Raw genomic sequence first — 24,765 nt, forward strand, 5'->3', positions numbered from 1 at the left:
CTTGCGTTTCCGACTCTATCAGACTCTTTCGTGTCCGATTCCCGGTCGAAGCGGCCCCCTGCGAAGCAGAAGAATTTTTACTGTGCTTTCCAGGTATTCGCTTTCGCGTTTCCCTTTCCGGCGAGTCCGACTCTAGCAGGCCTTTTCCCATTCCCTTGACCAGTCCTGCAGGCATGCAGAAGCTGAATCCGGGTTAGGGTTTGGGCTTAATAGTCGCCGCCGGCCCCCGACGCAATGTCGCACTGGGGCCAGGCAGGAGTACGACAGTACAGGCCGCTGGGAGTCGAGGCAAATCGTTTCCGGTGCCCCCCTAGGTCTGCGTACCTGTTGGACTCGGGCGGAACCGGGACTTCTTATGACTTACGCTGCTGAACAGTACGCCGTCCCCTGCAAGCCGCGGCGGCCCCATTGAAGTTCCACCCCGGGAGGCTCCCTATGACCACTGTGACGTCCCCTCTTGAAGGACGCGCCATCGGACTCGCTGCGGTACCCGACCCGGTCTTCTCCGGTGCGATGGTCGGTCCCGGAACCGCCATCGACCCCTTGCGTGAGCCGTCGGAGGCCGTTTCGCCGGTGGACGGGGTCGTCGTCTCCCTGCACCCGCACGCCTTCGTCGTTGTGGACGGGCAGGGGCACGGGGTACTGGTGCACCTGGGCATCGACACCGTCCAGCTCAATGGCGAGGGCTTCGAACTCCTCGTCAACAAGGGTGACACAGTCACGCGGGGCCAGAACATCGTGCGGTGGAACCCGGCCGCCGTGGAGGAGGCCGGCAAGTCGCCGATCTGCCCGATCGTCGCCCTGGAAGCCACGGCCGACTCCCTCTCCGATGTCCGCGAGGACGGCGATGTCAAGGTTGGCGACACACTGTTCGACTGGCAGTGACACGTTCGGCGCAGTAGCAGCCGACTGGACATTCACCGCGGTGGCACGGATCACCGCACAATCTGAGACGGGTGAAATGGAGACAACGCTGCGAGGCGTCGGCGTGAGCCACGGTGTGGCGATCGGCGAGGTACGGCACATGGGTACGGCTGTGCTCGAGCCGCCGGCCAAACAGATTCCCGCGGAGGAGGCCGAGCGCGAGCAGGGGCGTGCTCGCCAGGCCGTGGACGCTGTTGCGGCCGACCTCAACGCCCGAGGCCACCTGGCCGGCGGCGAGGCGCAGGCGGTGCTCGAGGCGCAGGCCATGATGGCCCAGGACCCCGAACTCATGGCCGACGTGGATCGGCGCATCGCCGTCGGGAGCAGCGCCGAGCGTGCGGTGTACGACGCGTTCGCCGCGTACCGGGCTCTGCTCGCCGGAGCCGGGGAGTACCTGGCGGGACGGGTCGCGGACCTCGACGATGTGCGTAACCGGATCGTGGCGCGGCTGCTCGGTGTGCCGATGCCCGGTGTGCCGGACAGCGATGAGCCGTACGTACTGATCGCGCGCGACCTGGCGCCTGCCGACACCGCGCTGCTCGACCCCGCTCTGGTGCTCGGCTTTGTCACCGAGGAAGGCGGACCGACCAGTCACAGCGCGATTCTGGCGCGGGCGCTCGGTGTGCCGGCCGTGGTGGCTCTCCCCGGTGCCGGTGAGCTGGCCGAGGGGACGGTCATCGCGGTCGACGGCAGCACCGGCGAGATCTTCGTCGAGCCGAGCGAGGCGAAGCGCGCGGAGATGGAGAGCGCCGCCGCGGCCCGCAAGGCCGCGCTGTCCGCTTCGACCGGCCCGGGTGCGACGTCCGACGGTCACAAGGTCCCGCTTCTGGCCAATGTGGGCGGGCCCGGCGATGTGCCGGCGGCGGTCGAGGCCGGTGCCGAGGGTGTGGGTCTTTTCCGCACCGAGTTCCTGTTCCTCGACGACAGCAAGCAGGCGCCGTCCGAGGAGAAGCAGGTCGCGGCGTATCGGGCGGTGCTGGAGGCGTTCCCCGAGGGACGCGTCGTGGTGCGGGTACTGGACGCCGGCGCGGACAAGCCGCTCGACTTCCTGACGCCCGCGGACGAGCCGAACCCGGCGCTGGGTGTGCGCGGGCTCCGTACCCTGCTGGACCACCCCGAGGTGCTGCGGACCCAGCTGACCGCGCTGGCGAAGGCGGCCGAGGGGCTGCCGGTCCATCTCGAGGTCATGGCGCCGATGGTCGCTGACCGTACGGATGCGAAGGCGTTCGCCGACGCGTGCCGGGCAGCCGGGCTTCAGGCGAAGTTCGGCGCGATGGTGGAGATTCCGTCGGCTGCTCTTCGGGCCCGCTCGATCCTGCAGGAGGTGGAGTTCCTGTCGCTGGGCACCAATGACCTGGCGCAGTACACCTTCGCCGCCGACCGTCAGGTGGGTGCGGTGTCCCGGCTGCAGGATCCGTGGCAGCCCGCGCTGCTCGATCTGGTGGCGCTGTCGGCTGACGCTGCCAAGGCCGAGGGCAAGAGCTGCGGTGTCTGTGGTGAGGCTGCCGCCGATCCGCTGCTCGCCTGTGTGCTCACCGGTCTGGGTGTCACCTCCCTGTCCATGGGTGCCGCGTCCCTTCCTTATGTCCGCGCCACTCTGGCGAAGTACACGCTCGCGCAGTGCGAGCGTGCCGCTGCCGCCGCGCGTGCCGCGGACTCCGCCGACGATGCGCGGCTCGCGGCTCAGGCGGTGCTGTCGGGCGAGTAGTTCGCGCGGCTGATTGTGAAGGGGCTTCCCGCCGGACATGGCGGGAAGCCCCTTCGGGTGTTTCAGCGGTGTTCCTCCGGTTCGTCCGCGCCGATGTCGAAGCCCGCGCAGTAGTCCACGCCGGACTCCGGGGAGACGGGTTCACCGGTGTCCGCGTCGGTGCAGTAGGCGCTGAAGACCTCACCGGCGGTGAGCGGTACCAGGCTGCCGCGGGTCAGTCGCCAGCCGTGAACCCGGTCGGGGGTCCCGGGGCTGCTTGTACGGAGCACCAGTCCGCCGCGACTTTCCAGTGCGATGCCGACGGCGAGGACGGTGACGAACTCTGCTCCTTCGCCCGAATCGAGGAGGGCCGGGCCCGTCGTGCCGCGCTCGGTGTGCAGGACGGCGAGGAGCTGTTCGTTCTCCGTGGGGGTGCTGCAGACCAGGTGGTGTGTGCCCGGGCCCGCCGCCTCAAGCGTGCGCATCAGGAGGTGGGACGCCCGGTCGAAGGCGGCGCGGCCGATGTCCTGCCCGCAGTCGGCGCATTCGCCGAGGTCGGCCAGGCGCGTCGTGGTGTACTCCCACGTGGCCTGCCGGACCGCTCGGCTGACGAGGAGCGGGATCAGGGTGTCGATGGGTTGTCCGGTGTACGCGACCGTGGCCCCGGTCGCGGCGATTTCGGCGGTGTACCGACTGCGGGTGGCCGGGGCGTCGGCGGCGAGGCCGGATTCGGCACAGAACTCGGCGTATTCCTCCGGGTCGAAGAGGGCGACGGTGGTGTGCATGCCCTGGGCCGCGAGTGTTCTGAGCAGGCCGTCGACCTGCTGCAGATAGACGGTGTGGTCGTCGAAGGTGAAAGTGCGGTAGCGCCGCATGGCCGCGAAGTCCCGCTCGTCGGCCAGGAGGCCGATGGTGCTCGGTGCTTCGCGGCGCAACGTGCGTCGCATCGATGTACCGGTCCGCCGACAGGCGGTCTTCCTGGTGTTCCTGCTGTGCGCCACGACTCCCCCAGTGCGCTGTCGAACATTGCTCACTCAGAGTAACCACGGGCACTGACAGTGCCCGCTTCAGCGGCGCGTGCGGGCCAGGTCCTCGTAGAAGTGGAGCAGTTCGAGATTGTCGATCGAGCCGGGATTGACCGCCTTGGCCAAGGCTGTTCCCTGGAGGAGGCGCTTGACCGGAACCTCGATTCGCTTGCCGGTGAGGGTGTGCGGGACGCCGGGAACCTCGATGATCTCGTCCGGTACATGGCGCGGCGAAAGGTTCTCGCGGATGGTCTCTTTGATGCGGTCGCGCAGGCCGTCGTCGAGAGCGGCGCCGTCGGCGAGGTGGACGAAGAGCGGCATCCAGTAGCCGCCGTCGGGCTCTTCGAGGCCGATGACCAGGGATTCGCGGATCTCGGGGAGCCGCTCGACGGCTTCGTAGATGTCGGCCGAGCCCATCCGTACCCCCTGTCGGTTGAGGGTGGAGTCGGAGCGGCCGTGGATGATGACGGATCCGTGGTCGGTGAGGGTGATCCAGTCACCGTGGCGCCAGACGCCGGGGTACATCTCGAAATAGCTGTCGCGGTAGCGGCTGCCGTCGGGGTCGTTCCAGAAGTGGATCGGCATGGAGGGCAGCGGGTTGGTGACGACGAGTTCGCCGACCTCGCCGATGAGCGGCTTCCCTGCCGGGTCCCAGGACTGGAGGTCCGTACCGAGGCAGGGGGCCTGGAGTTCGCCGATGTGGACGGGGAGGGTGGGCACCGCGCCGGCGAAGCAGCTGCAGACGTCCGTTCCGCCGCTGACGGAGGCGATCCACAGGTTGTCGGCGACTTCGTCATGGAGCCAGCGGAATCCATCGGGCGGAAGCGGGGAGCCGGTGGTGGCCACGCACTGGATGCGCGAGAGGTCGAGGTCCCGGCCCGGGTGGATGCCGGCCTTGCGGCACGCCATGACGTAGGCGGCGGAGGTACCGAAGAGGGTGGCGCCGGTCTGTTCGGCGACGCGCCACTGGGCGCTGACGTCGGGGTAGCCGGGGCTTCCGTCGTACAGCACGACCGTGGTGCCGGTGAGCAGGCCGGAGACGAGGAAGTTCCACATCATCCAGCCGGTGGAGGTGTACCAGAAGAAGCGGTCGTCGGGCCCGAGGTCGCAGTGCAGTCCGAGCTGTTTGAAGTGTTCGAGGAGAATGCCGCCCTGGGACTGGACGATCGCCTTGGGGAGTCCGGTGGTGCCCGAGGAGTACAGCACCCACAGCGGGTGGTCGAACGGGACCTGTTCGAAGACGGGTTCGGTGTCCGCGGAGGTGAGGGCGGACCATTCGAGGGCGCCTTCGGGGGCGGGGGTGCCCAGCAGCGGGATGTGGACGACGGCGCGCAGGGTGGGCAGTTCACGGCGCAGTTCGGCGACCGTGTCGGTGCGGTCGTGTTCCTTGCCGCCGTAGCGGTAGCCGTCGACGGTGAAGAGGACGACGGGTTCGACCTGCTGGAAGCGGTCGAGGACGCTGCGGGCGCCGAAGTCCGGGGCGCAGGAGGTCCAGACGCCGCCGACGGCCGCGGTGGCGAGGAGCGCCACGACCGACTGCGGGATGTTCGGGAGGTAGCCGCTGACCCGGTCGCCGGGGCGGACCCCGAGTGTGCGGAGTTCGGCGGCGAGGGAGCCGACCTGGCGGCGGAGTTCGGACCAGCTGACCAGGTCCTGGGTGTGGGTCTCGTCGACGTGGACGAGGGCCGGGGCACCGGCGCGCAGCGGGTCCTCCGCGGCACGCAGGGCGTGTTCCGCGTAGTTGAGGGTGGCACCGGGGAACCATTGGGCGCCGGGCATGGTGCGGTCGCCGATGGCGGACTCGTACGGGGTCGAGAACCGCACGTCGAACCAGTCGGCTACGGCCCGCCAGAAGGTGTCCAGTTCGTCGACGGACCAGCGGTGCAGCGCCGGGTAGCCGCCGTCGGCCGGTGCTCCGTACCGCTCGGCGGCCCAGCTCTGGAAGCGGGTGACCGCCGCGGCGGCGATGCGCTCGGCGTCGGGCTGCCAGAGGGGGGCTTCGTTCGCTGCTGAAGTCATGGGGCGGCTCCCTGGCTGTACGGGTACGCGGGGTGGGCGTGGTTCGCGCGCACACGTGCTGGGGTGTGCGCGTGAGGCGGCTTCCAGGGACGATGCCATGTGATCGTCTTCCGCACCAGGGTTCCCCGCCCATGGTTGCCTGTCCGGCTATGTGGTCCGGCCACGGGTGAACGGAAGTTGAACGGAGCCCGTTGCCGCTCCGTCAGGTGGCAGGGTGAGCTGCATGAACGGTCGGGACCTGGTGCGTTCGATGAAGATGGTGGGTTCGGTGCAGGGGCTGCGCATGGTGCGCTCGGCCTGGCGTCGGCAGCGGGCGGATGCCCGGGCGCTGCCGCGCCGTGGTGCGGAGCGGGCGAGAGTGCCGGGTCTGCTGGTGGGGGCGGAGCCCGGGCCCGGCGGCGGCGTCGTGAGATTCGCCCGTTCGGAGCTGTACATCCGGGTCGCGGTGGGAGGGGCCGTGTTCTGGGCGTGGGACGGCGCGGAGCCACTGCAGTCGTACGCGCTGCCGGGTCCGGCGCCGGAGCCGGATCCGCGGGCTGTGCTGGAGCCGGGCAAGGACGGCGGCTGGCAGGTGGTCTCGGAGCGCCTGACGCTGGTGGTCTCGCGGCACGGAGCGGTGGAACTGCGTACGCCGGGCGGCGTGGTGCTCCGGCGGGAGCTGCCGCCGCGCTGGTGGGAGCCGGTGGCGGGTGGTCCGGCCCGGTGGGTGCAGCGGTCCGAGGTGCCTGCGGACGCCCGGTTCTTCGGGCTCGGCGGGCGGGCGTCGGGGCCGCGGCTGCGCGATGGCGTGTACGAGCTGTGGAACACCGATCCGGGCGGGCGCTTCGTGCCCGGTGACGATCCGCTGTATCTGACGATGCCGGTGCAGCTGGTGGTCTCGGATGCGGGGACGCATCTGGCGTTCCACGACAACACCTGGGCGGGGCGTGTGACGCTGCGCGAAGGCGGGGAGGGCGCGGGGTCCGGCCATGACCGTCCGGGGCGGTGCGAGGTGCGGATGGACGGGGGCCCGCTTCGCTGCTGGGTGGTGGCGGGTACGCCGGCCCGGGTGCTGCAGGGCTGGACGGCGCTGACGGGTGCGCCGGCGCTGCCGCCGTCCTGGGCACTGGGTCCGCAGCACGCCCGGTGGGGGTTCGGCAGTGAGCGTGAGGTGCGGCGCGTCGTCGCCGGGTACCGGGAGCGGGGTCTGCCGCTGTCCGTTCTGCATCTGGACATCGATCACTACGACGGTCATCAGGTGTTCACCGTCGACCGGGGCCGTTTCCCGGACCTGCCGCGGCTGGCGAAGGAGTTGCGGGAGGACGGGGTGCGACTCGTGTCGATCGTCGATCCGGCGGTGAAGGCGGTACCGGGCAATGTGGTGTTCGACGCCGGTTCGGCGGTCGGTGGAGCCGGGGCGTTCGTCCGGGACGCGCGGGGGCGGGCGGTGCGCGGGGAGGTGTGGCCGGGTGAGTGCGTGTATCCGGACTTCACCGATCCACAGGTGCGGGAATGGTGGGGAGGTCTGTACGAGGAACGGCTGGCGCAGGGTTTCTCCGGTGTGTGGCACGACATGAACGAACCGGTGTCGTTCTCGGCGTTCGGCGAGCTGACGCTGCCGCGCTCGGCCCGGCACTCTCTGGAGGGCCGCGGGGGCGATCACCGGGAGGCCCACAACGTGTACGGGCTGGCGATGGCGAAGGCCGGGTACGAAGGGCTCTGCCGACTGCGGCCGGACGAGCGGCCCTTCCTGTTCTCGCGCGCCGGCTGGGCGGGGATGCAGCGGTACGGGGGCACGTGGTCCGGCGATGTGGCGACGGGCTGGCCCGGGTTGCGCGCCTCGCTGTCGCTGGTGCTGGGGCTCGGCCTGTGCGGGGTGCCGTATTCGGGTCCCGATGTGGGTGGGTTCGACGGGTCGCCGTCCCCCGAGCTGTATCTGCGGTGGTTCCAGCTGGGTGCCTGGCTGCCGTTGTTCCGTACGCACGCGGCGATGGACGCGGGGCGGCGGGAGCCGTGGGAGTTCGGGCCCGAGGTGCTGGAGCACGCGCGGGCGGCGCTGGTGGAGCGGGAGCGGCTGCATCCGTACTTCGTGACGCTGGCCCAGCTGGCCCGGCTGACGGGTGCGCCGTATGTGCGGCCGCTGTGGTGGGGGGCGCCCGGGGACCGGGGGCTGCGGGATTGCGAGGACGCGTTCCTGCTGGGGGACGCGTTGCTGGTGGCGCCGGTGCTGAAGCGGGGGACGGACCGCCGGGCCGTGCGACTGCCGCGCGGACGGTGGTACGACACGGCGACCGGTGAGGCGTACGAGGGGCCGGGGCAGATATCGGTCGATGCACCGCTGTCGCGGGTGCCGGTGCTGGTGCGGGCGGGGTCGGTGATTCCGGTACGGGGCGTGGACGGGGGACTGGAACTGGAGGTCTGGGCTCCGGCGGCCGGGCGTACCGGGGGTGGCCTGGTCGTCCGTGACGCGGGCGACGGCTGGGAGCAGCCGGAGGTCGAGCGGTATACGACACGGCTGGTGGACGGGCGGGTCGTCGTGGAGCTGGAGGGTGGTGAGGTGACGTGCCCGGTGCGGGTGCGTGGGGTGTGATGCCCGTCAGAGGTGGTGATAGCGGCCTTCGAACCAGGCACGGGCGGCCTGGGTGTGCAGCGGAAAGGCCAGTTCGGCGGGGGCGCGGAGCAGGCTGTGGCCTGCGGTCTCGCCGGTGGGCACGGACGGGGGGAGGTCGGTGACCGGACGTGGCGGGAGCAGGCCGAACAGGAGAAGGTGGCCGTCCGGTGAGCTGAGGGCGTCGGCAAGACGTACGTCCTGCTGGTCGGCTTCGATGCCGGTCTCCTCGCGCAGTTCCCGCACGACCGCATGCCGCCAGTCCTCGGTCTGGTCGATGAATCCGCCGGGCAGTGCGAGGCCGCCGCGTCGGGGCTCGATGGTGCGGGTGATGACGACGAGGGAGGTGCCGTCCTCGTCGGTGACGGGGACCAGGGCGACGGCGACCGGTAGCGGATTGCGGTAGGCGATGGCGCCGCAAGCCGTGCAGGTGCGGGGCCAGGTGCCGGTGGATCCCGGCGCGGGCTGGGGGTACGGCGCGCCGCAGCTGCCGCAGTGGGAGTCCTTCATCGGTTCCCGCACCCTTCCTCCACGTGCTCGTTCCCGCGCTCGGTTCCCTCTGCGGGCGCGGACAAGCGCGGACTGTGTCCGATCGTCCTGCCAAGGCCTGCACGACTGATGGATGATGCGCTCATGACAGGTATCGCTTCCGCACTCCGCTCCCTGGCGGCCAGTGCCGCCGTCCTGCTAGCCGCCACCGTAGCCTCCCCGCCGGCACAGGCCCAGGCCGAGCCGAAGGCCCCCGACGAGTTCGTCGCACTTCGTTCGGTGGACCCCACGATCATCCAGGAAATGCGCTACCCCACCGGGCACAACTTCATGGGTGAACCGGTCGACGGGTACCGCCGGCCCGTCTGCATCCTGACCCGGCCTGCGGCTCAGGCGCTCCACGCGGCGCAGACGCGGCTGCTGCGCCAGGGGTACTCGTTGAAGGTGTACGACTGTTACCGGCCGCAGCGGGCCGTCGACCATTTCGTCCGGTGGGCGAAGGATCTCGACGACGAGGCCATGAAGGGCGAGTTCTACCCTCAGGTCGACAAGACGAGGCTGTTCGCGGACGGGTACATCGCGGAGAAGTCCGGGCACAGTCGGGGCAGCACGGTGGACCTGACGCTGGTGAAGCTGCCCGCCTTGCCGACCAGGGCGTACCGGCCGGGCGAGAAGCTGGTGCCCTGCTACGCGCCGCAGGCCGAGCGCTTCCCCGACAATTCGGTGGACATGGGCACCGGTTTCGACTGCTTCGACACGCTTTCGCACACGGACGACCCGCGGATCCAGGGCGTACAGCGAGCCAACCGGCAGTTCCTGAAGACGACGCTCACCGACGCCGGATTCGTGAATCTGGCCGAGGAATGGTGGCACTACACCTTCAAGCCCGAGCTGTTCCCGGACACCTACTTCGATTTCCCGGTGGCCAGGAGGTCCGTCGCCGGGCACTGAGGTCCGCCCCCGGCCGGTACGGCCGGGCGAACGGGCGGCCGGGACCACCCCCGTGGGCTCCGGCCACCCGTACTTCCTCTCGGACGCGGATCGGCCGTATCCGGTTGCCCTCCCAGCCGTTACGGTGCCCATATGTCACAGCAGACGTTCGATTCGTACGAAGAGTTCTGGCCCTACTACGTGGCGATGCACTCCAGGGCCGCCACCCGCTGGGTCCATCTGACGGGGACCCTGACCGGTCTCGCGGTCACCGCCTACGGTCTGGCACGGGGCCGCAAGCGGTACGCGGCGGCGCTCCCCCTGATCGGCTACGGCACCGCCTGGCCCGCACACTTTCTGATCGAGAAGAACAATCCGGCCACCTTCGGGCATCCCGCGTGGTCACTGCGCGGAGATGTGCAGATGATCCGGATGATGCTGGCCGGCCGCGACCGGGAACTGGCGGAGACCGCCGCCAAGTGGCTCGCCGAGAACGGCTGACCGTGGCACACTTCTGACGTTCCGTCAGATTCTAGGCCGGGGAGGGGCTTTGTCGCACACGCGCACACCCGTGGTGGTCGGTTGGTTCACCGAGGGCGCCGCCGAGAAGGACTTCCGGCTGCTGGGCACACGCTGCTGCGCCTGCTCGTCGGTCTTCTTCCCGCGTCAGGACACGTTCTGCCGCAATCCCGGCTGCACGGGCGGCGAACTGGTCGAGGAGCCCCTCTCCCGGCGCGGCACCGTCTGGTCGTACACCGACGGCCGCTACCGTCCTCCCGCCCCGTACGTCTCCGACCCGGACGCGCCCTGGGAGCCGTACGTCCTGATCGCCGTCGAACTCGCGGCAGAGCGCATGGTGATGCTCGGACAGGCGGCGCCGGGGGTGGGCATCGAGGATCTCGCGGTCGGGATGACCGTCGAGGTGGTTCCGGGGGTCCTGAACGAGGACGCTTCCCAGGGCGGGGGAACCGTATGGACCACCTGGCACTGGCGCCCCGTGACCGCTGCCACCGGCGCGGCCCAGGGCGGTGCCGCGTGACCGGGGACGTGGCCGTCCTCGGAGCCGGGATGCATCCGTGGGGCAAGTGGGGGCGCAGTTTCGTCGAGTACGGCACGGTCGCGGCGCGGGCCGCGCTCAGCGATGCCGGAATCGGCTGGCAGGACGTGCAGTCGGTGGTCGGCGCGGACACCGTGCGCGGCGGCTATCCGGGCTATGTGGCGGGTGCGACTTTCGCCCAGGCGCTGGGCTGGCAGGGCGCACGGGTCACCAGTGTGTACGCCGCCTGCGCGTCGGGTGCCCAGGCCATCAATACGGCCAGGGCGCAGATCCTGGCGGGCATGGCCGACGCGGTGCTCGTGGTGGGTGCGGATGCGGCGCCCAAGGGGTTCTTCGCCCCGGCGGGCGGCGACCGGCCCGACGATCCCGACTGGCTGCGCTTCCGGGTGCTCGGGGCGACCAATCCCGCCTACTTCGCGCTGTACGCCCGCCGCCGGATGGCCCTGTACGGGGACACTCCGGACGACTTCGCGCTGGTCAAGGTGAAGAACGCGGCGGCCGGCGCGCTGAACGGCAATGCCCGCTACCGCGCTCCCGTGACCGCCGAGCAGGTCGCCGCGTCCGCCGTGGTCGCCGATCCGCTGAGGCTGCTCGACATCTGCGCGACGTCCGACGGGGCCGCGGCGATCGTCCTGTCCAGCATGGAGTTCGCCCGCCGCCACGGGGCGGCCGATCCGGTCCGTATCCGCGCCGTCTCCACCGTGACACCCACCTACCCGAAGGCCGTACTGGATCTTCCGGACATAGCAACCGATTCGGCGATCGCGGCGGAACCCGCACCGGAGACCTTTCGCGCGTCGATCGCCCGGGCTGCGTACGAGGAGGCCGGCATCGGGCCCGATGAGCTGTCGCTGGCCGAGGTCTACGACCTCTCCACCGCCCTGGAACTGGAGTGGTACGAGGACATCGGGCTGTGCGCGGCGGGCGAGGGCGCCGAACTCGTGCGCGAAGGGGCCACGGCGCTCGGCGGACGTATCCCGGTCAATCCGAGCGGAGGACTCGCCTCCTTCGGGGAGGCCGTGCCGGCCCAGGCCATCGCGCAGGTCTGCGAGCTGACCTGGCAGCTCCGTGGCACCGCGGCGGAGCGGCAGATCCCGGGGGCGCGCGCCGGAATCACCGCGAATCAGGGGCTGTTCGGGCACGGTTCGGCAGTCGTCGCGGTCCGCTGAGACCAGCCGGGCGCCTTGGACCCCGTACCGAAGTGTCCGCTGGGCGTGCTGTGAACTGGGCTTGTTGTCAGCGTTCTTGACGGCTGATCAGCACCCGTGAAAACTCCTTGTTCAGTCACTGCCGCCACTCCTGCTCTGCGGCAGAGCGACTTGGTCACCACGCTCGTCACGGAAGCCATGGAAGCGCCCGGCGCGATCCGCCGGACAACCCCTAGGAGCGCCATGAGCAATGGAGACATATTCGTCGGGGAAGTCATCGGAACGGCGATCCTCATCCTCTTCGGCGCAGGTGTGTGCGCCGCTGTCACCCTCCATCATTCGAAGGCCAGAGCCGCGGGATGGGTGGTGATCGCCTTCGGATGGGGCTTCGGTGTCCTGGCCGGCGCGTACACCGCGGCTCCCCTCTCCGGTGGCCACCTCAACCCGGCGGTCACCGTGGGCATCGCCGTCGACACCGGGAAGTGGGACAAGGTCCCCCTCTACATCCTGGGACAGCTGGTCGGCGCGGTCATCGGCGCGCTGCTGGCCTGGCTCACGTACTACGCGCAGTTCCGCGCCAACGCGGACAAGGAGACCGCCGTGCCGACGCTGGGGATCTTCGCGACCGCTCCGGAGATCCGCAGCCCGGTGGCCAACCTGGTCACCGAGATCATCGCGACGGCCGGCCTGGTGCTGCCGATACTGGCCTTCGGGAAGAACGCCGGGATCGGGATCGGCCCGGTCGCCGACGAGGGCGCCGGCGTCTACGGATCCGGGATCTCCGTACTGCTGGTCTCCCTGCTGGTGGTCGGTATCGGACTCTCGCTCGGCGGACCCACCGGATATGCCATCAATCCGGCCCGCGACCTCGGTCCGCGGCTGGTGCACGCACTGCTTCCGATACCGAACAAGGGTACCTCCGACTGGGGATACTCCTGGATCCCGGTGGCAGGACCGCTCGTGGGCGGGCTGCTGGCGGGGGTCCTCTTCAACGCCGCCTTCTAGCCGTTCCGGTTCCGGCTATTCGGGCGCGGCTCCTTCAAGCTCCGGCAATTCGAGTTCTCGACCTCGTGACAAGGGGACGTCATGACGGACAGGTATGTCGCCGCCATCGACCAGGGCACCACATCCAGCCGATGCATCATCTTCGACCAGGACGGTGCGATCGTCGCCGTCGACCAGCGCGAGCACCGCCAGATCTTCCCGAAACCCGGCTGGGTGGAACATGACGCCACCGAGATCTGGTCCAAGGTGCGAGCCGTGGTGGAGGGCGCGCTCGCCACCGCCGGACTGCGCGCGGAACAGCTCAGCGCACTCGGCATCACCAACCAGCGCGAGACGACCGTGCTCTGGGACCGGGCGACCGGACAGCCCGTGCACAACGCCATCGTCTGGCAGGACACCCGTACGTCCACGCTCTGCCACGAGCTCGGCGGCGCGGACGGGCAGGACCGCTTCCGGGACATCACCGGGCTTCCGCTCGCCAGTTACTTCTCCGGTCCCAAGGCCGCCTGGCTGCTGGACAACGTACCGGGGCTGCGCAGCCGGGCCGAGCGGGGCGAGATCGCCTTCGGCACCATCGACTCCTGGCTGATCTGGAACCTCACCGGCGGTACGGACGGCGGCGTCCATGTCACCGATGTGACCAACGCTTCGCGCACCATGCTGATGAATCTGGAGACCCTGGAGTGGGATCCGTCGATCCTGGCCGCGATGAATGTACCGGAGGGGGTGCTTCCGGAGATCCGTTCGTCATCGGAGGTGTACGGGACCGCTGTCGGCGCGCTCGCCGGGGTGCCGGTGGCCTCCGCACTCGGCGATCAGCAGGCCGCTGTCTTCGGGCAGGCCTGCTACGACCCGGGTACCGCCAAGAACACCTACGGCACCGGTAGTTTCCTGCTGCTCAACACCGGCAACAGGCCCGTGCCGTCGAAGAGCGGGCTGATCACCACGCTCGGCTACAAGATCGGCGACCAGGCCCCCGTCTACTGCCTGGAGGGGTCGATCGCCATCACCGGGGCGCTGGTCCAGTGGTTCCGCGACCAGCTGGGGATCATCCGGAGAGCCGAGGAGATCGAAACACTGGCGGCGAGCGTCGACGACAACGGCGGGGCGTACATCGTGCCCGCCTTCTCCGGCCTCTTCGCCCCGTACTGGCGCTCGGACGCCCGGGGTGTCATCACCGGACTCACCGGCTATGTCACCAAGGCGCATCTGGCACGCGCCGTCCTGGAGGCGACCAGCTGGCAGACGCGTGAGGTTGTCGACGCGATGTATCAGGACTCGGGAGTGCCGATCACGACACTGAAGGTGGACGGCGGCATGACGGCCAACCGGCTGCTCATGCAGCACCAGGCGGACGTGCTGGGCGTGCCGGTGATCCGGCCGAAGATCTCCGAGACCACGTGTCTGGGCGCGGCGTACGCGGCAGGGCTGGCGACCGGCGTCTGGTCGGGGCTCGACGAGCTCAAGACGCACTGGCAGCGCGATGTGGAGTGGCAGCCACGCATGGAACCGGAGATCCGTGAGCGCGAGTACCACAACTGGCGCAAGGCGGTGGAGCGGAGCCTGGGCTGGCAGGAGGAAGGCGGCGGCGAGCGGTAACCGCCCGTTCCATGAGCGGTCGCGCGTCGGACGGCCTCAGGACGCACGGCCCGTACCCCGGTCGGCGGGGGTGCGGGCCGTGTTCCGCCGCGTACTCAGGTGGTGGCGGGCTCGCGGAGGCGGTCCGCTCGGGCCAGCGCGTGTTCGACGACCGTGACCAGCACATCGCGCACGGAGGAGCGGTCGCGCGCGTCGCACATCAGCACCGGCACCTCGGGGTCGAGGTCCAGGGCAGCCCGTACCGTCCGGGTCGGGAACCGGTCGGCTCCCTCGAAGCAGTTGACGGCGACGGTGAACGGGATCTCGCGCCGTTCGAAGTAGTCGACGGCCGCGAAGCAGTCCTCCAGACGCCGGGTGTCGGCGAGAACGACCGCGCCCAGGGCACCCTGGGCCAGTTCGTCCCAGAGGAACCAGAAGCGGTCCTGCCCCGGTGTGCCGAACAGGTACAGCACCAGATCCTCGCGGAGCGTGATCCGCCCGAAGTCCATGGCCACGGTGGTGGTGGTCTTGGCCTCGACTCCGGCCGTGTCGTCCACGGGGCGGCCCGCCTCCGTGAGCCGCTCCTCCGTACGCAGCGGTCTGATCTCGCTGACCGCTCCCACCAGCGTCGTCTTGCCCACACCGAAGCCGCCCGCCACCAGGATTTTCAAGGTGACCGGCTCAACGGGCCGCGTGCTGCGGCTAGAGCGCCCGAAGGCCATTGATCACCTCGCGAAGAATGTTCACGTCCGGCAGCTCGGCCGGCGGAACGGGACGGGTCACGTGCACCAGTTCGTCCTCGACGAGATCGCCGACCAGCACCCGGACCACCCCGACGGGGAGATCCAGACCGGACGCCAGCTCGGCGATCGACTGGGGCATGTCATTGCAGAGTTCGATGATCTCCACGTGTTCCGGGGAGAGCGTCTGGTTCCGGCCCGGATCGTCGGCCGCGGGTTCCGGGACGACGATCGCGATCAGGTCGAGACGATGGCGGGACGCGCTGCTGGTACGGCCCCGGGTCATCGCGTACGGACGGACCACCGGCCCCGCCTCGGCGTCGTACCAGCGCGACGACTGCGGATCGTCGGCAGCCGCCGGGGATCCGGGGGGTGCGCCCCGGGAGGAGTCAGCGCTCATGCCATCCACTCACCCTCCGGCGTGAAGACCGGACGACCGTGGGGCGTTGGCCAGGTGGACCCCCACGCGCTTGACCATCAGCGTCATCTCGTACGCCACCTGGCCCACGTCGGAGTCGGCGTCGGCCAGCACGGCGAGACAGCTGCCGTCGCCGGCGGCCGTGACGAAGAGGAACGCCTCGTCGAGTTCGACGACGGTCTGGCGGACGCGGCCCGCGTCGAAGTGGCGTCCGACGCCTTTGGCGAGGCTGTGGAACCCGGAGGCGACCGCCGCCAGATGCTCGCTGTCCTCGCGGGTCAGGTCCTTGGACGTACCGGTGGGAAGGCCGTCGCTGGAGAGCACCAGCGCCTTGCGGATGGAGCCGACGCGCTCGACGAGTTCGTCGAGGAGCCAGTTGAGTTCGCCGGATCCGTGGCGTGTGGCGTCGGGTGCTGCGGCGTTCGGTGCGGTCATCGACCGTCCCCTCCCGGAGTGGTTCCTTGTGCTGTCTCACCGAGACCGGTCCCGTCCTCGGCGTTCTGCCGGCGGCCGCGCTGCCAGCCGCGCTGCATCGAAGCCATACGGTTGCGCACTTCGTCCGCGTCCCGCTCGATGTCCTCCGCCGGTTCCGTGGAGGCCGGCTCGGAAGCGCGGCCGCCGGAGCCCTCCCGGAGCTGCGGGACGAGGCTGGCCTGCCGGATCCGGCGGGGCAGTCCGTCCACGGTCCCCGGGTACGAGGCCGGCCCGGCGGATCGCGAAGGTCCGGCCGATGGCGTCGCCGCAGCCGGTGCCGACGCGGATGCGGCGGACTCGGTGGGCGGCCGGAAGCCGGAGTCCTGCCGGTCGGCGGACCGCCGGGCGTCGGCGGCGGAGTGCCAGGGGTCCGTGGTGGACCGCCCGGCTCCGGCCCCGGTGCGCGAGGGCTCCGGGTCCGTGGTCGTGGGGTGCGCACGGCCGGCCTCGTCGACCCGGCGGCCGCGGTCGGTGACCAGCGTGGGCGGCTTGCGGCGGGGCAGCGGCACCGGGCCGCCCGGGCGCATGGCCCGGACGTCTGCGGTGGACTCGGCGACCTGGTCGGCGGCCTGCTGATGCTGGTCGTGGCCGGCATCGCGGCGGAAGCCGTTGTCGGCGTCGCGCTGGAAGGCGCGGTCCCCTTCACGGCGCAGGTCGCGGGCGCGGAAGATGCCGCCGCGCTCGCTCTCGGTGTCGTCGATGTCGGACACTCCGTCGAGTACCGGGTCGAGTACGGGGTCCAGCCCCGCGTCGCGTACGGGGTCGGTCCCGAGGCCGAGCGCTGCGACCGGGGCTTCGAGCTCGACCGGTCCGTCCAGGGCGTTCGGACCCACGAGGCCGGTGAGGACGGGGGCGAGGCCGGTGGACCCCTCGTCGCCCGTACCGTCGGAAGGCCACCGGTCCGCCACACCGTCCCTGCGGTTCTTGTCGCTGCGCGGTCCCTCATTGCTGGGTCGGCCGCTGCCGATCGCCTTCTCGGCGCGGCGGTCGAGGCGGAATCCGGTGCCGTGCGTCTCCGCGGCGTCGGTGAGCAGGGCCGCCGGGATGAAGACGACGGCCGTGGTTCCTCCGTACGGAGAAATCTGCAAGGAGACTCGGACGTTCTGCCGCTGGGCCAGCCGGCTCACCACGAAGAGTCCCAGGCGGTCGGTGTCGGAGAGTTCGAACTCGGGGGTCTCCGCGAGCCGCAGATTGGCATCCAGCAGGACTTCGGGAGCCATGCCGAGGCCACGGTCGTGGATTTCGAGGGTGAAGCCGTTGGCGACGCGGTCACCGTGCACCTGGACCGCGGTGTGCGGGGGCGAGAACACCGTGGCATTCTCCAGGAGTTCGGCGATCAGGTGGGTGAGGTCGGCGACCGCCGGGCCTCCGACGCCGATCCGCGGCAGGCGGCGTACCTCGATCCGCTCGTAGTCCTCGACCTCGGCGACCGCTGCCCGCACCACGTCCATCAGCTGGATGGGCTTGCGCCACTGCCGGGACGGCGCCGCGCCGGAAAGGATCACGAGTCCTTCGGCGTGCCGCCTCATGCGGGTGGTGAGGTGGTCGAGGCGGAACAGGTCGGCGAGTTCGTCGGTGTTCTCGGTGCGGCGCTCCATGGCGTCCAGGAGCGTCAACTGTCGGTGCAGGAGTACCTGGTTGCGGCGGGCGAGGTTGACGAAGACCTCGGAGACACCGCGTCGCATGTCGGCCTGCTTGACCGCGGCTTCGACGGCGGCGCGTTGCAGGGTGTTGAGAGCCTGGCCGACCTGGCCGATCTCGTCCCGCTCGTAACTGAGATGCGGGGCCTCGGTCTCGACGTCGACGTGCTCGCCCGCGGCGAGGCGGCGCATCACGCTCGGCAGTCGCACGCCGGAGACCTCGTGGGCGTCCTTGCGGAGCCGGGAGAGGTCGCGGACGAGCTCGCGGCCGACGCGGACGGACACGAAGACGGAGACGAGCAGGGCGAGGAAGCCGAGGATTCCCGCGACTCCGGCCTTGACCAGGACGTTGTAGCCGACGGGCCTGCCGCGGTCCTGGAAGCGGTTGTTCATCTCCGTCGAGTCGTCTGCCAGCTGGTCCAGGACCGGCAGGGCCACCTCCTGCCAGCGTTCCGCATCGACCGTGCGAGGGGCGCGGGTGGGGCCGGCCGCGATGAGCTTGCTCTCCGCGGTGCGCAGCGGCTCGCTGTCCGGGCTCGCCCAGTACTGCTCCACGCGTCGGCGCTCCGCCGACGGGAGGACCTCGATGTTGATCTCGTAAAGCAGCTTGCGGTTCGCGACGAGATCGGAGATCTGCCGGAGTTCCGGGGCGTCGAGCCGTCCGGCGATGAGTGCCGAGGCCACCAGAGCATCTTCCCGGGACAGCATTTCGCGGGCCCGCGAGATGCCGGTCAGAGCGCGTACCTGCTTGTCCATCGACGCGTTCTCCGTCGTGTGCAGGCCGGTCAGGAAGCGGTAGCACGGGTCGACGAGACGGTTGTAGAACTCCAGCGCCTGATTGCGGTCGATGGTGCGCTTCTCGACGGAGTCGCGGAGCGCACCGAGGCCGTCGACGGCGCTGAGAACCGAATTGAGCTGCGTTTCCGCATCGGGACTCAGCGCATCCCGGATGTCCTTCTGCCGGGCGCTCTCCTTGACGTCCGCCACGACGCGGTCGGTGGCGGCCCGTTGGCGGCGCAGCAGGGGAAGTGCATCGGAGGCGCGGGGGTCCGCGAGGAAGACAAGTGTCTGACGACGCTCGTTCTGGATGACCCGGACGGTGTCCTCAAGAGGGTGGCCGACCTTCTCCACGATGGTGCTCGCACCCATCAGGTCTCCGGCTTCACGGCCGGTCAGGAAGGTGGCGAAGCCCCAGAGTGCGGTGAGGGAGACGAGCGGCACCAACAGCAACGCCACGATCTTCCTGCGGATGGACTTTCCGCGAAAGCGCATGGCCTCCCCCAGCTCGACCCCGCACGGCGGGGTGGGTGTTCCGGCAACAAACGGCGCGAGCCTACTACTGCCGCACAGGCAACTCGAAGACACGTCCGGACTATTTTCGGCCGCACCCCTGCGTGTCGATCACGAGTTGTCGTGGCATTCCGGGAGATGAAATCCGCGAAAGCGGCAGAAGAGACCCGGCAGAGCGCCTCAATCCCTCGCCCGGCAGTTGGCTGGAACTCTTCGTTCCGCGAGGGCTCAGGGGAATCTTCGCCGCCGGTCACTCGTCTGTCTGTACGAGGGAGAGGGATCGCGGGGAGCGCGTGGCACAGGATGGTTCCACTCGCCTGCGTAGAAACGGCGCATGCCGGGCAGCAGCTCTGAAGGCGGACAGCGGTGGGGAGTTGAGAGCCTTGGACACGGAAGAGCGTCGAAGTGCGAAGTCGGCGGGCGGGACATGGATCCCGCGGCAGCCGTTGTGGGTGGAGGAGCCCGCGGTGCGACGGCGGATGCCGGATCCGGTCCGTACGGCGGCCGTGCGTGCTGTGCTCGTCATGTCACTGACGATCATTCAGGCCATGGTGGCCCTGCTGAGCACGATGACGGGCTCCTGGCTGGCGTTCCCCATGCTGCTGAGCAGTGTGGGCAGCACGGTGGTGGCGACCTGGTCGGTGCTGGATGTGTGGGTGACCCGGCAGGTCTGGAATCAGCGCAACGGTGTGGTGTCCGTGCCCAGCAGTTCGGCGCGGCGGTTGCGCCGGGAGCGGCGCGCGGCGCGACGGGTGGCGAGGGCGGCGGAGCGGGAGGCCGCACGGATAAGCCGCCGGGGCGCGAGCAGCCTGTCACGGGCTGGAGCACGCGCCCCGGTGCGGAGTTGAGGTCAGTCGCCGGCGGGGGTTCCGGGAGACCGGGGTGGCTGAGGGGTCTCCGGCGTCGCTGACACATCGGGCGCACTCGGTGTGCGCTTGAACATGCGGGTGGCGGTGATCTCGCCGTGCACCGTCTCGCCGTTCGGATCCTGCTGCGGCAGACCGGGGCGCAGATGTTCCTCCACGCTGATGTACTTCAGGCCCGCCCGCAGGTCGGCGTCGTTGCGCAACCGGATGACCAGCGGGAATTCGGCGAGCGCCGTCGTGTCGAACAGCCCCGTGGTGTAGAGCAGTTGTACGCCGAGGGCGTCCGACACCGCTCGCTGGAGCTCCAGCAGATACGTGGCGTTGGCCCGGCCGATGGGGTTGTCCAGGAAGAGCGTGCCCGCATGGCGGTGCTGGTGGCGGTCACGGCCCCGGTCGTTGCTGCGCAGCGCGGCCATCGTGCAGTAGAGCGCGATCGCGGCGGTGAGCAGCTGGCCGCCGGAGAAGACGTCGCCCATCTGCCCGACCGGGACGCGTTCGGCACGGAGCACCGCGTCCGGCTTGAGGATCTCCACGGCGATGCCCTTGGGCTCCAGCGCCGCCTGTACGCCGCGCAGCAGAAGGGACATGCCGTCGCGGCGCAGATCGGAGTTCTTCCTGAGCGCGGCGCGAGTGGCATCGTCGATGACCTCGCCGAGCCGCTCGGTGAGCGTCGCCTGGTCGGGCTCCTCGAAGCGGATCCGGAGGAACTCCTGGCCGGACCACTCCCCGAGCCCCTCCGGGAGCTGGGAGAGCCGCTGGGCGGAGCGGAGGGTGGTGAGCGCGGACTCCACGAGTCCGCGGAGCCGGTCGACGATCGAGCCGCGGTTGCGCTCCAGCTGGGCCAGCTCATCGGTGAGGACGCGGAGGCGGGGTGCGAAGGCGGCGGCCCACTTCTCGGCGTGCTCGGGAAGGGCGGCGGCCGGGAGTTCGCGGATCTGCTGGCGGGCCGGGGTACGGACCTGTTCGTAACGGGTGGAGTTGGCGTGCCGTACGAGCACATCGCTCGCCTCGCGCACCGCACTCTCGGCGGCGGAGAGGTCGGCGGCACAGCCGCGCAGTGAGCGGCGGGCCTCGGCGGCGGACTGCCGGGCCTCGTCGAGGCTGCCGGGGTACGGCTCGGGGGACTCGGGGTCGTCGTCCGTGCCGTGGTCCCTGAGCAGGTCGCGCAGGAGGGCCGCGGTCTCGTCGAAGCCACCGGCCGAGGCCTCGGCGGTGCGGTGGGCGTGCAGCAGCTCCGCGTGTGCGGCGCGGGCGGTGTCCAGGGAACCGGTTGCGGTGCCGAGTTCGGCTGTGGCGGTACGCAGCAGGGTCTGGGCCTGCTCGGCATCGGCGGGGACCAGCTCGTCGGGGAGCTCGGTGTGGTGGCCCTCGCCGTCGGCCGGGGCCAGGCGCTCGGACTCGCCACGCAGTCGGCCGAGCTGCTCGCTCGCCGTGGAGGCCCGGGTCTCCAGCAGCTGGACCAGGGACTCGGCCCGGGCGGCGGCGGCCTGCCGGGACGGGCCGTCGGCGCCGTCGGTGCCTTCGAGGAGCTGGGCGGCGCGGGTGCGGACCTTGTTGGTGAGCCGGTCCAGCTCGGCGAGGGCGGCGCTCTCGTCGCTCTCGGCGCGGGCCTGTTCGGCGCGCAGGTCGGCGCCGACACCGACCTTCTCGTACAGCTGGGATGCGGCCCGGTAGGCCTCCCGCAGAGTGGGGAGGGCAGGGCGAGGTGCGTCGCCCTCGGGCTCCGGGATGTTCTCGGGGGCGCCGGCGATCTCAGCACGCTCGGCCCGCAGGGCGCGGGCGGTGCGGCGGGCGTCGTCGGCGGCGCGCTGGGCGGCCCTGCGGTCCTCGTCGGCGGCGCGGGCCCGCTCCAGGCAGACGGTGGCGCGGGCTTCGGACTCGGCCGCCTCCTCGACCAGTTCGCGCAGTCTGGTCTGCCAGTCGGCGCGTTCGCGCAGCCGGTGGGCCAGGCCCGCGAGTACGTCGGCGACGCGGCGGGCGCGCTGGGCGGCCTCCTGTCGCTCGTCGCGGACGCGGGCGGTGTCGGCGGCGGCTTCGTCGGCCTCGGCGCGTGCGGTGCGGGCCTCGGCGAGCACGGCCCGGGCCGTCTCGGCGGCCGTGCGGGCGGTGCGGGCGGCTTCGGCGAGCTCGGCGAGCATGCCGGGCGGGCAGTCGGCACGCCAGGAACCGATGCGCGCGGCAAGGGACCGGTCCCCCGTGAGGCGGGCCGCGAGGGTGCGGATGTCCTCGTCCCGGGCGGCGGCCCGGCTCCTGAGTGCCTGCCGTTCCTCGTCGGCGGCGTGCTCGTCGTGCATGGCCGGGTTCGGCGGGACGAGGAACACATCGTCCACTTCGGAGCCGGAACCGGAGGCCGGTACCGGGGCGAGCAGCGCCGCGGCGGTGCCGACGGCCACGGCGGAGCGCGGCAGCAGGGCGGCGCTGCCCAGGACTTCGCGGGCGCGGGTGTGCGAATCGGCGTCGGTGATGACCACGCCGTCGACGAGCTCTGGACGGGCGGCGAGCACCGCCGCGTGGTCGGCGGGGTCGACGGCCTGGGCGAGGTAGCGCCAGCCGGGCAGTGCCGGGATGCCGTGCTCGCCGAGATATTCGACCGTGGCGAGGACGTCGGGGCCGGGCGGCAGCAGTCCGCCGTCGCCGAGCGCGCCGAGGATGCGGGAGTCGTCGGCGGCCGCGGTGCGCAGCTCGAAGAGGCGCCGTTCGGCGGCCGTGATGCCCTGGTCCAGGAGGTCCCGCAGCTCATCGGCGTTGCGGTCGAGCTCCTCGGCGGTGAGCGGCTGCTCGCTGCTGACGGTGTGGTCGGTGATGAGTGCGTGATCGGCGACTGCTGTCTGCCGGTCGGATCCGGCGGCCGCGGTGCCCGTTCCGTCACCGGGCCGGCCATGGGATGCGGAATGCGCACCGGAGGCATGGGAGTCGGTGGCGTCCGCAGCCGCGCCCGCTTCACTTCCGCCGGTGCCCCGGCGCGGCCGCGGTACTCCGGTGCCGGGGGTCGGGGGCAGGCTGAGCAGGTCGGCCAGGCGGTGGTCGGCGGCGATCGACTCGGCGGCCCTGAGCTCGGCCTCGTACGACTGTTCCGCGGCCTGCGCGGCGTCGGCGGCACGCGCCGCGGCGAGTTCGGCACGGCTCTCGGTGGCCGCCGCTTCCCTGGCCCGGTCGGCCGCGGCGCCGGCGGCTTCCCTGGCCGTGTTCCAGGTGGCGACGGTGGACTGCTCGGCGTCGCTCGCGGCGAGGGCGGCGCGCGCCGGGTCGGCGTCCGGCGCGGTGTTGTCGAGCCAGCCCGCCCGTACGGCCTCGGCGGTCTCCTGCTCGACCTCGGCGAGGCGCTGGCGCAGATGTCCGGCCTCGCTGCGGGCGCGCTGGGCCTCGGTGGCGGCAGTGGTGGCGTCCCGGTGGGCGGTCTCGCCGGCGGCCTGGAGGGTGTCGGAGCGCTCCTCCTCCTCGTTGGCCACCTGCTCGCCGGCCTCCGCGGCGGTGTGCAGGGCGCGTACGAGGTCGGCGGCGGCCGTGGCGCGGGCGGCGAGCGCGGGTGCGGCGTCGCGCTCGGCCTCACGGATGGCGACGGCGACACGCGCGGACCGGTCGGCGGCGGCGCGGTGGCGGAGGACGGCTTCGGCTGCCTGCCAGGCGGAGTGCAGGGTGCGGGCCTCGACCAGTTCTCGGCGCTGGGCGGCGGCGCCCTTCTCCGCTGCGGCCAGCGCCAGCGACGCGTGACGGTAGGCCAGTTCGGCTGCGATGAGGCCGCTGCGGCTACGCGCCTCCTCGGCGGCACCGACCGTGTGGGCGGCGCCCGTCACCTGCTGGGCGAGGTCTGCGGCGCGGCCTCGCTCCTCGGCGGCCCGGGCGGAGAGCCTGCGGGCCAGGGTGCGGGTGCGGCGCTCGGCACCCGCGTGGATGTCGCGGGTGCGGGACCGCGTGTCGGCGGCCTCGACGATCCGGCCGAGCAGATCGACCGAGCCTGCGGTGAAGTCACGCTCCGCGGTGAGTTCGGCCCGGCGGCCCAGTTTGTTGCCGAAGCCGCTGACCAGGTCCGCGAGGCCGTCCGTGTCGCGGGTGTCCGTGACGGCGCGGAGCAGCAGGTCGGTGAAGTCGGAGTCCTTCTTGACCGCGAAGAGGCCTGCGGCCTCGCCCTCGTCCGCGTTCATCTCACGCTGGTAGCGGAAGAGTTCGGGGTCGAGGCCGAGGTCTCCGAGGTGCTCGTTCCACCGGTCGTGGATCTCTTCCCAGTGCACGTCGAGGTGCTGGTAGAACTTGCCCGCGTCCGTGAGGGCGTCCCGGAAACCCTTCATGGTGCGGCGCCTGCCATGGGCGCCGGAGGCGCCTTCGACGGGGCGGCCGACGGCGGTCGCCTCGGCGACCGGCAGCGAGTCGAGGCTGAGCCCGGGCCCGGGGCGGAATGAGTACCAGGCCTCGGCGAACTTGCGGGGGTCGTTGGAGACCTGCCGTCCGCGCCATTCACTGACCTTGCCGACGACCACGCACTCGCCGGTGAGGGTGTGCTGCCACTCCAGGGCGACATGGCCGCAGTCGTCGGCGAGCAGGAACTTGCGCAGTACGCCGGAGCTGGCACCGCCCAGGGTGTTGCGGTGGCCGGGCAGCATCACCGAGAAGATCAGTTTCAGCAGGACCGACTTGCCGCCGCCGTTCTCCAGGAACAGCACACCGGCGGGCGCGGGGCGGCGCGGCGGGCCGACCGGCTCCTCCTCGAAGAACTCCGCCTGGGCCGGCGCGGGGTGGGGCACAGGCTCGCCCACTCCGCGCAGGTCAAGCACGGTGTCGGCGTAGCGCGCACCGGCAGGCCCGATGGAGTAGAGGCGGACCCGGGACAGCTCGTACATGGCGGCGGACTCTCGTCGTTCGGAAAGCAGGAGTGGGGCGGCGGTGGGGGTGC

Annotated in this window: 18 protein-coding genes; 10 read left to right on the top strand and 8 right to left on the bottom strand. The window is 71.0% G+C overall.

Going from position 1 to position 24,765, the window contains the following annotated elements; all coding sequences use genetic code 11:
- Positions 1-435: 435 nt before the first annotated feature.
- Both ACFYP5_RS13125 and ptsP read left to right on the top strand, forming a co-directional pair.
- The gene (locus ACFYP5_RS13125) at positions 436-885 is read left to right on the top strand and encodes a PTS glucose transporter subunit IIA (RefSeq protein ID WP_389034508.1); all 450 of its coding nucleotides are present in this window, start codon (positions 436-438) and stop codon (positions 883-885) included.
- A gap of 76 nt (positions 886-961) precedes the next feature.
- Positions 962-2,632: a phosphoenolpyruvate--protein phosphotransferase gene (gene ptsP / locus ACFYP5_RS13130; RefSeq protein WP_389034511.1), complete on the top strand. Its 1,671-nt coding sequence runs from the start codon at positions 962-964 to the stop codon at positions 2,630-2,632.
- 62 nt (positions 2,633-2,694) lie between these two features.
- Here ptsP and ACFYP5_RS13135 read toward each other — a convergent pair whose 3' ends face one another.
- A complete protein-coding gene (locus ACFYP5_RS13135; RefSeq protein ID WP_389034514.1) occupies positions 2,695-3,558 on the bottom strand; it encodes a hypothetical protein in 864 nt (287 codons plus the stop codon).
- A gap of 120 nt (positions 3,559-3,678) precedes the next feature.
- Complete coding sequence (locus tag ACFYP5_RS13140; RefSeq protein ID WP_389034517.1) at positions 3,679-5,655, bottom strand: acetoacetate--CoA ligase; 1,977 nt, start codon at positions 5,653-5,655, stop codon at positions 3,679-3,681.
- A gap of 223 nt (positions 5,656-5,878) precedes the next feature.
- Here ACFYP5_RS13140 and ACFYP5_RS13145 point away from each other — a divergent pair, with 223 nt between their 5' ends.
- Positions 5,879-8,224, top strand: a complete 2,346-nt coding sequence (locus tag ACFYP5_RS13145) for a glycoside hydrolase family 31 protein (protein ID WP_389034519.1) — start codon at positions 5,879-5,881, stop codon at positions 8,222-8,224.
- 6 nt (positions 8,225-8,230) lie between these two features.
- Here ACFYP5_RS13145 and ACFYP5_RS13150 read toward each other — a convergent pair whose 3' ends face one another.
- Complete coding sequence (locus tag ACFYP5_RS13150) at positions 8,231-8,752, bottom strand: NUDIX domain-containing protein (RefSeq protein WP_389034523.1); 522 nt, start codon at positions 8,750-8,752, stop codon at positions 8,231-8,233.
- 123 nt (positions 8,753-8,875) lie between these two features.
- On the opposite strand from ACFYP5_RS13150, the gene ACFYP5_RS13155 reads away from it, so the two are divergent.
- The 6 genes from ACFYP5_RS13155 (at position 8,876) to glpK (ending at position 14,470) form a co-directional block, all read left to right on the top strand.
- Entirely contained in the window at positions 8,876-9,682 is an 807-nt protein-coding gene (locus ACFYP5_RS13155) for a M15 family metallopeptidase (protein ID WP_389034526.1), read from the top strand.
- A 132-nt stretch (positions 9,683-9,814) separates the two neighbouring features.
- Positions 9,815-10,162 carry a DUF962 domain-containing protein gene (locus ACFYP5_RS13160; RefSeq protein WP_030968923.1) on the top strand — a complete coding sequence of 116 codons (348 nt, stop codon included), beginning with the start codon at positions 9,815-9,817 and terminating at the stop codon, positions 10,160-10,162.
- A gap of 49 nt (positions 10,163-10,211) precedes the next feature.
- Complete coding sequence (locus ACFYP5_RS13165; protein ID WP_389034529.1) at positions 10,212-10,700, top strand: Zn-ribbon domain-containing OB-fold protein; 489 nt, start codon at positions 10,212-10,214, stop codon at positions 10,698-10,700.
- Positions 10,697-11,887, top strand: coding sequence for a lipid-transfer protein (locus tag ACFYP5_RS13170; protein ID WP_389034532.1), 1,191 nt, complete (start codon positions 10,697-10,699; stop codon positions 11,885-11,887). The genes ACFYP5_RS13165 and ACFYP5_RS13170 overlap by 4 nt, the downstream gene beginning before the upstream one ends.
- 222 nt (positions 11,888-12,109) lie before the next feature.
- Positions 12,110-12,871, top strand: coding sequence for an MIP/aquaporin family protein (locus ACFYP5_RS13175; protein ID WP_389034534.1), 762 nt, complete (start codon positions 12,110-12,112; stop codon positions 12,869-12,871).
- 81 nt (positions 12,872-12,952) lie between these two features.
- Positions 12,953-14,470, top strand: a complete 1,518-nt coding sequence (gene glpK / locus ACFYP5_RS13180) for a glycerol kinase GlpK (protein WP_389034536.1) — start codon at positions 12,953-12,955, stop codon at positions 14,468-14,470.
- A 95-nt stretch (positions 14,471-14,565) separates the two neighbouring features.
- On the opposite strand, the gene ACFYP5_RS13185 is transcribed toward glpK, so the two are convergent.
- The 4 genes from ACFYP5_RS13185 to ACFYP5_RS13200 are packed head-to-tail and all read right to left on the bottom strand — an operon-like array spanning position 14,566 to position 18,993.
- Complete coding sequence (locus ACFYP5_RS13185; protein ID WP_389034538.1) at positions 14,566-15,171, bottom strand: ATP/GTP-binding protein; 606 nt, start codon at positions 15,169-15,171, stop codon at positions 14,566-14,568.
- Positions 15,152-15,589 (bottom strand): DUF742 domain-containing protein, encoded by a 438-nt coding sequence (locus ACFYP5_RS13190; RefSeq protein WP_389034540.1) that lies wholly within the window; start codon positions 15,587-15,589, stop codon positions 15,152-15,154. The genes ACFYP5_RS13185 and ACFYP5_RS13190 overlap by 20 nt, the downstream gene beginning before the upstream one ends.
- Positions 15,590-15,598: 9 nt before the next feature.
- Positions 15,599-16,042, bottom strand: a complete 444-nt coding sequence (locus ACFYP5_RS13195; RefSeq protein ID WP_030968910.1) for a roadblock/LC7 domain-containing protein — start codon at positions 16,040-16,042, stop codon at positions 15,599-15,601.
- On the bottom strand, positions 16,039-18,993 hold the full coding sequence (locus tag ACFYP5_RS13200) for a nitrate- and nitrite sensing domain-containing protein (RefSeq protein ID WP_389034543.1): 2,955 nt from the start codon (positions 18,991-18,993) through the stop codon (positions 16,039-16,041). Before ACFYP5_RS13200 ends, ACFYP5_RS13195 begins: the two co-directional genes overlap by 4 nt.
- Before the next feature lie 401 nt (positions 18,994-19,394).
- On the opposite strand from ACFYP5_RS13200, the gene ACFYP5_RS13205 reads away from it, so the two are divergent.
- Positions 19,395-19,859: a hypothetical protein gene (locus ACFYP5_RS13205; protein ID WP_389034546.1), complete on the top strand. Its 465-nt coding sequence runs from the start codon at positions 19,395-19,397 to the stop codon at positions 19,857-19,859.
- 2 nt (positions 19,860-19,861) lie between these two features.
- Here the strand turns inward: ACFYP5_RS13205 and ACFYP5_RS13210 are convergent, their stop codons facing one another.
- Positions 19,862-24,712, bottom strand: a complete 4,851-nt coding sequence (locus ACFYP5_RS13210) for a hypothetical protein (protein WP_389034548.1) — start codon at positions 24,710-24,712, stop codon at positions 19,862-19,864.
- Between the last annotated feature and the right edge of the window lie 53 nt (positions 24,713-24,765).

This window comes from Streptomyces sp. NPDC005262, assembly GCF_042872425.1.
Lineage (GTDB): Bacteria > Actinomycetota > Actinomycetes > Streptomycetales > Streptomycetaceae > Streptomyces.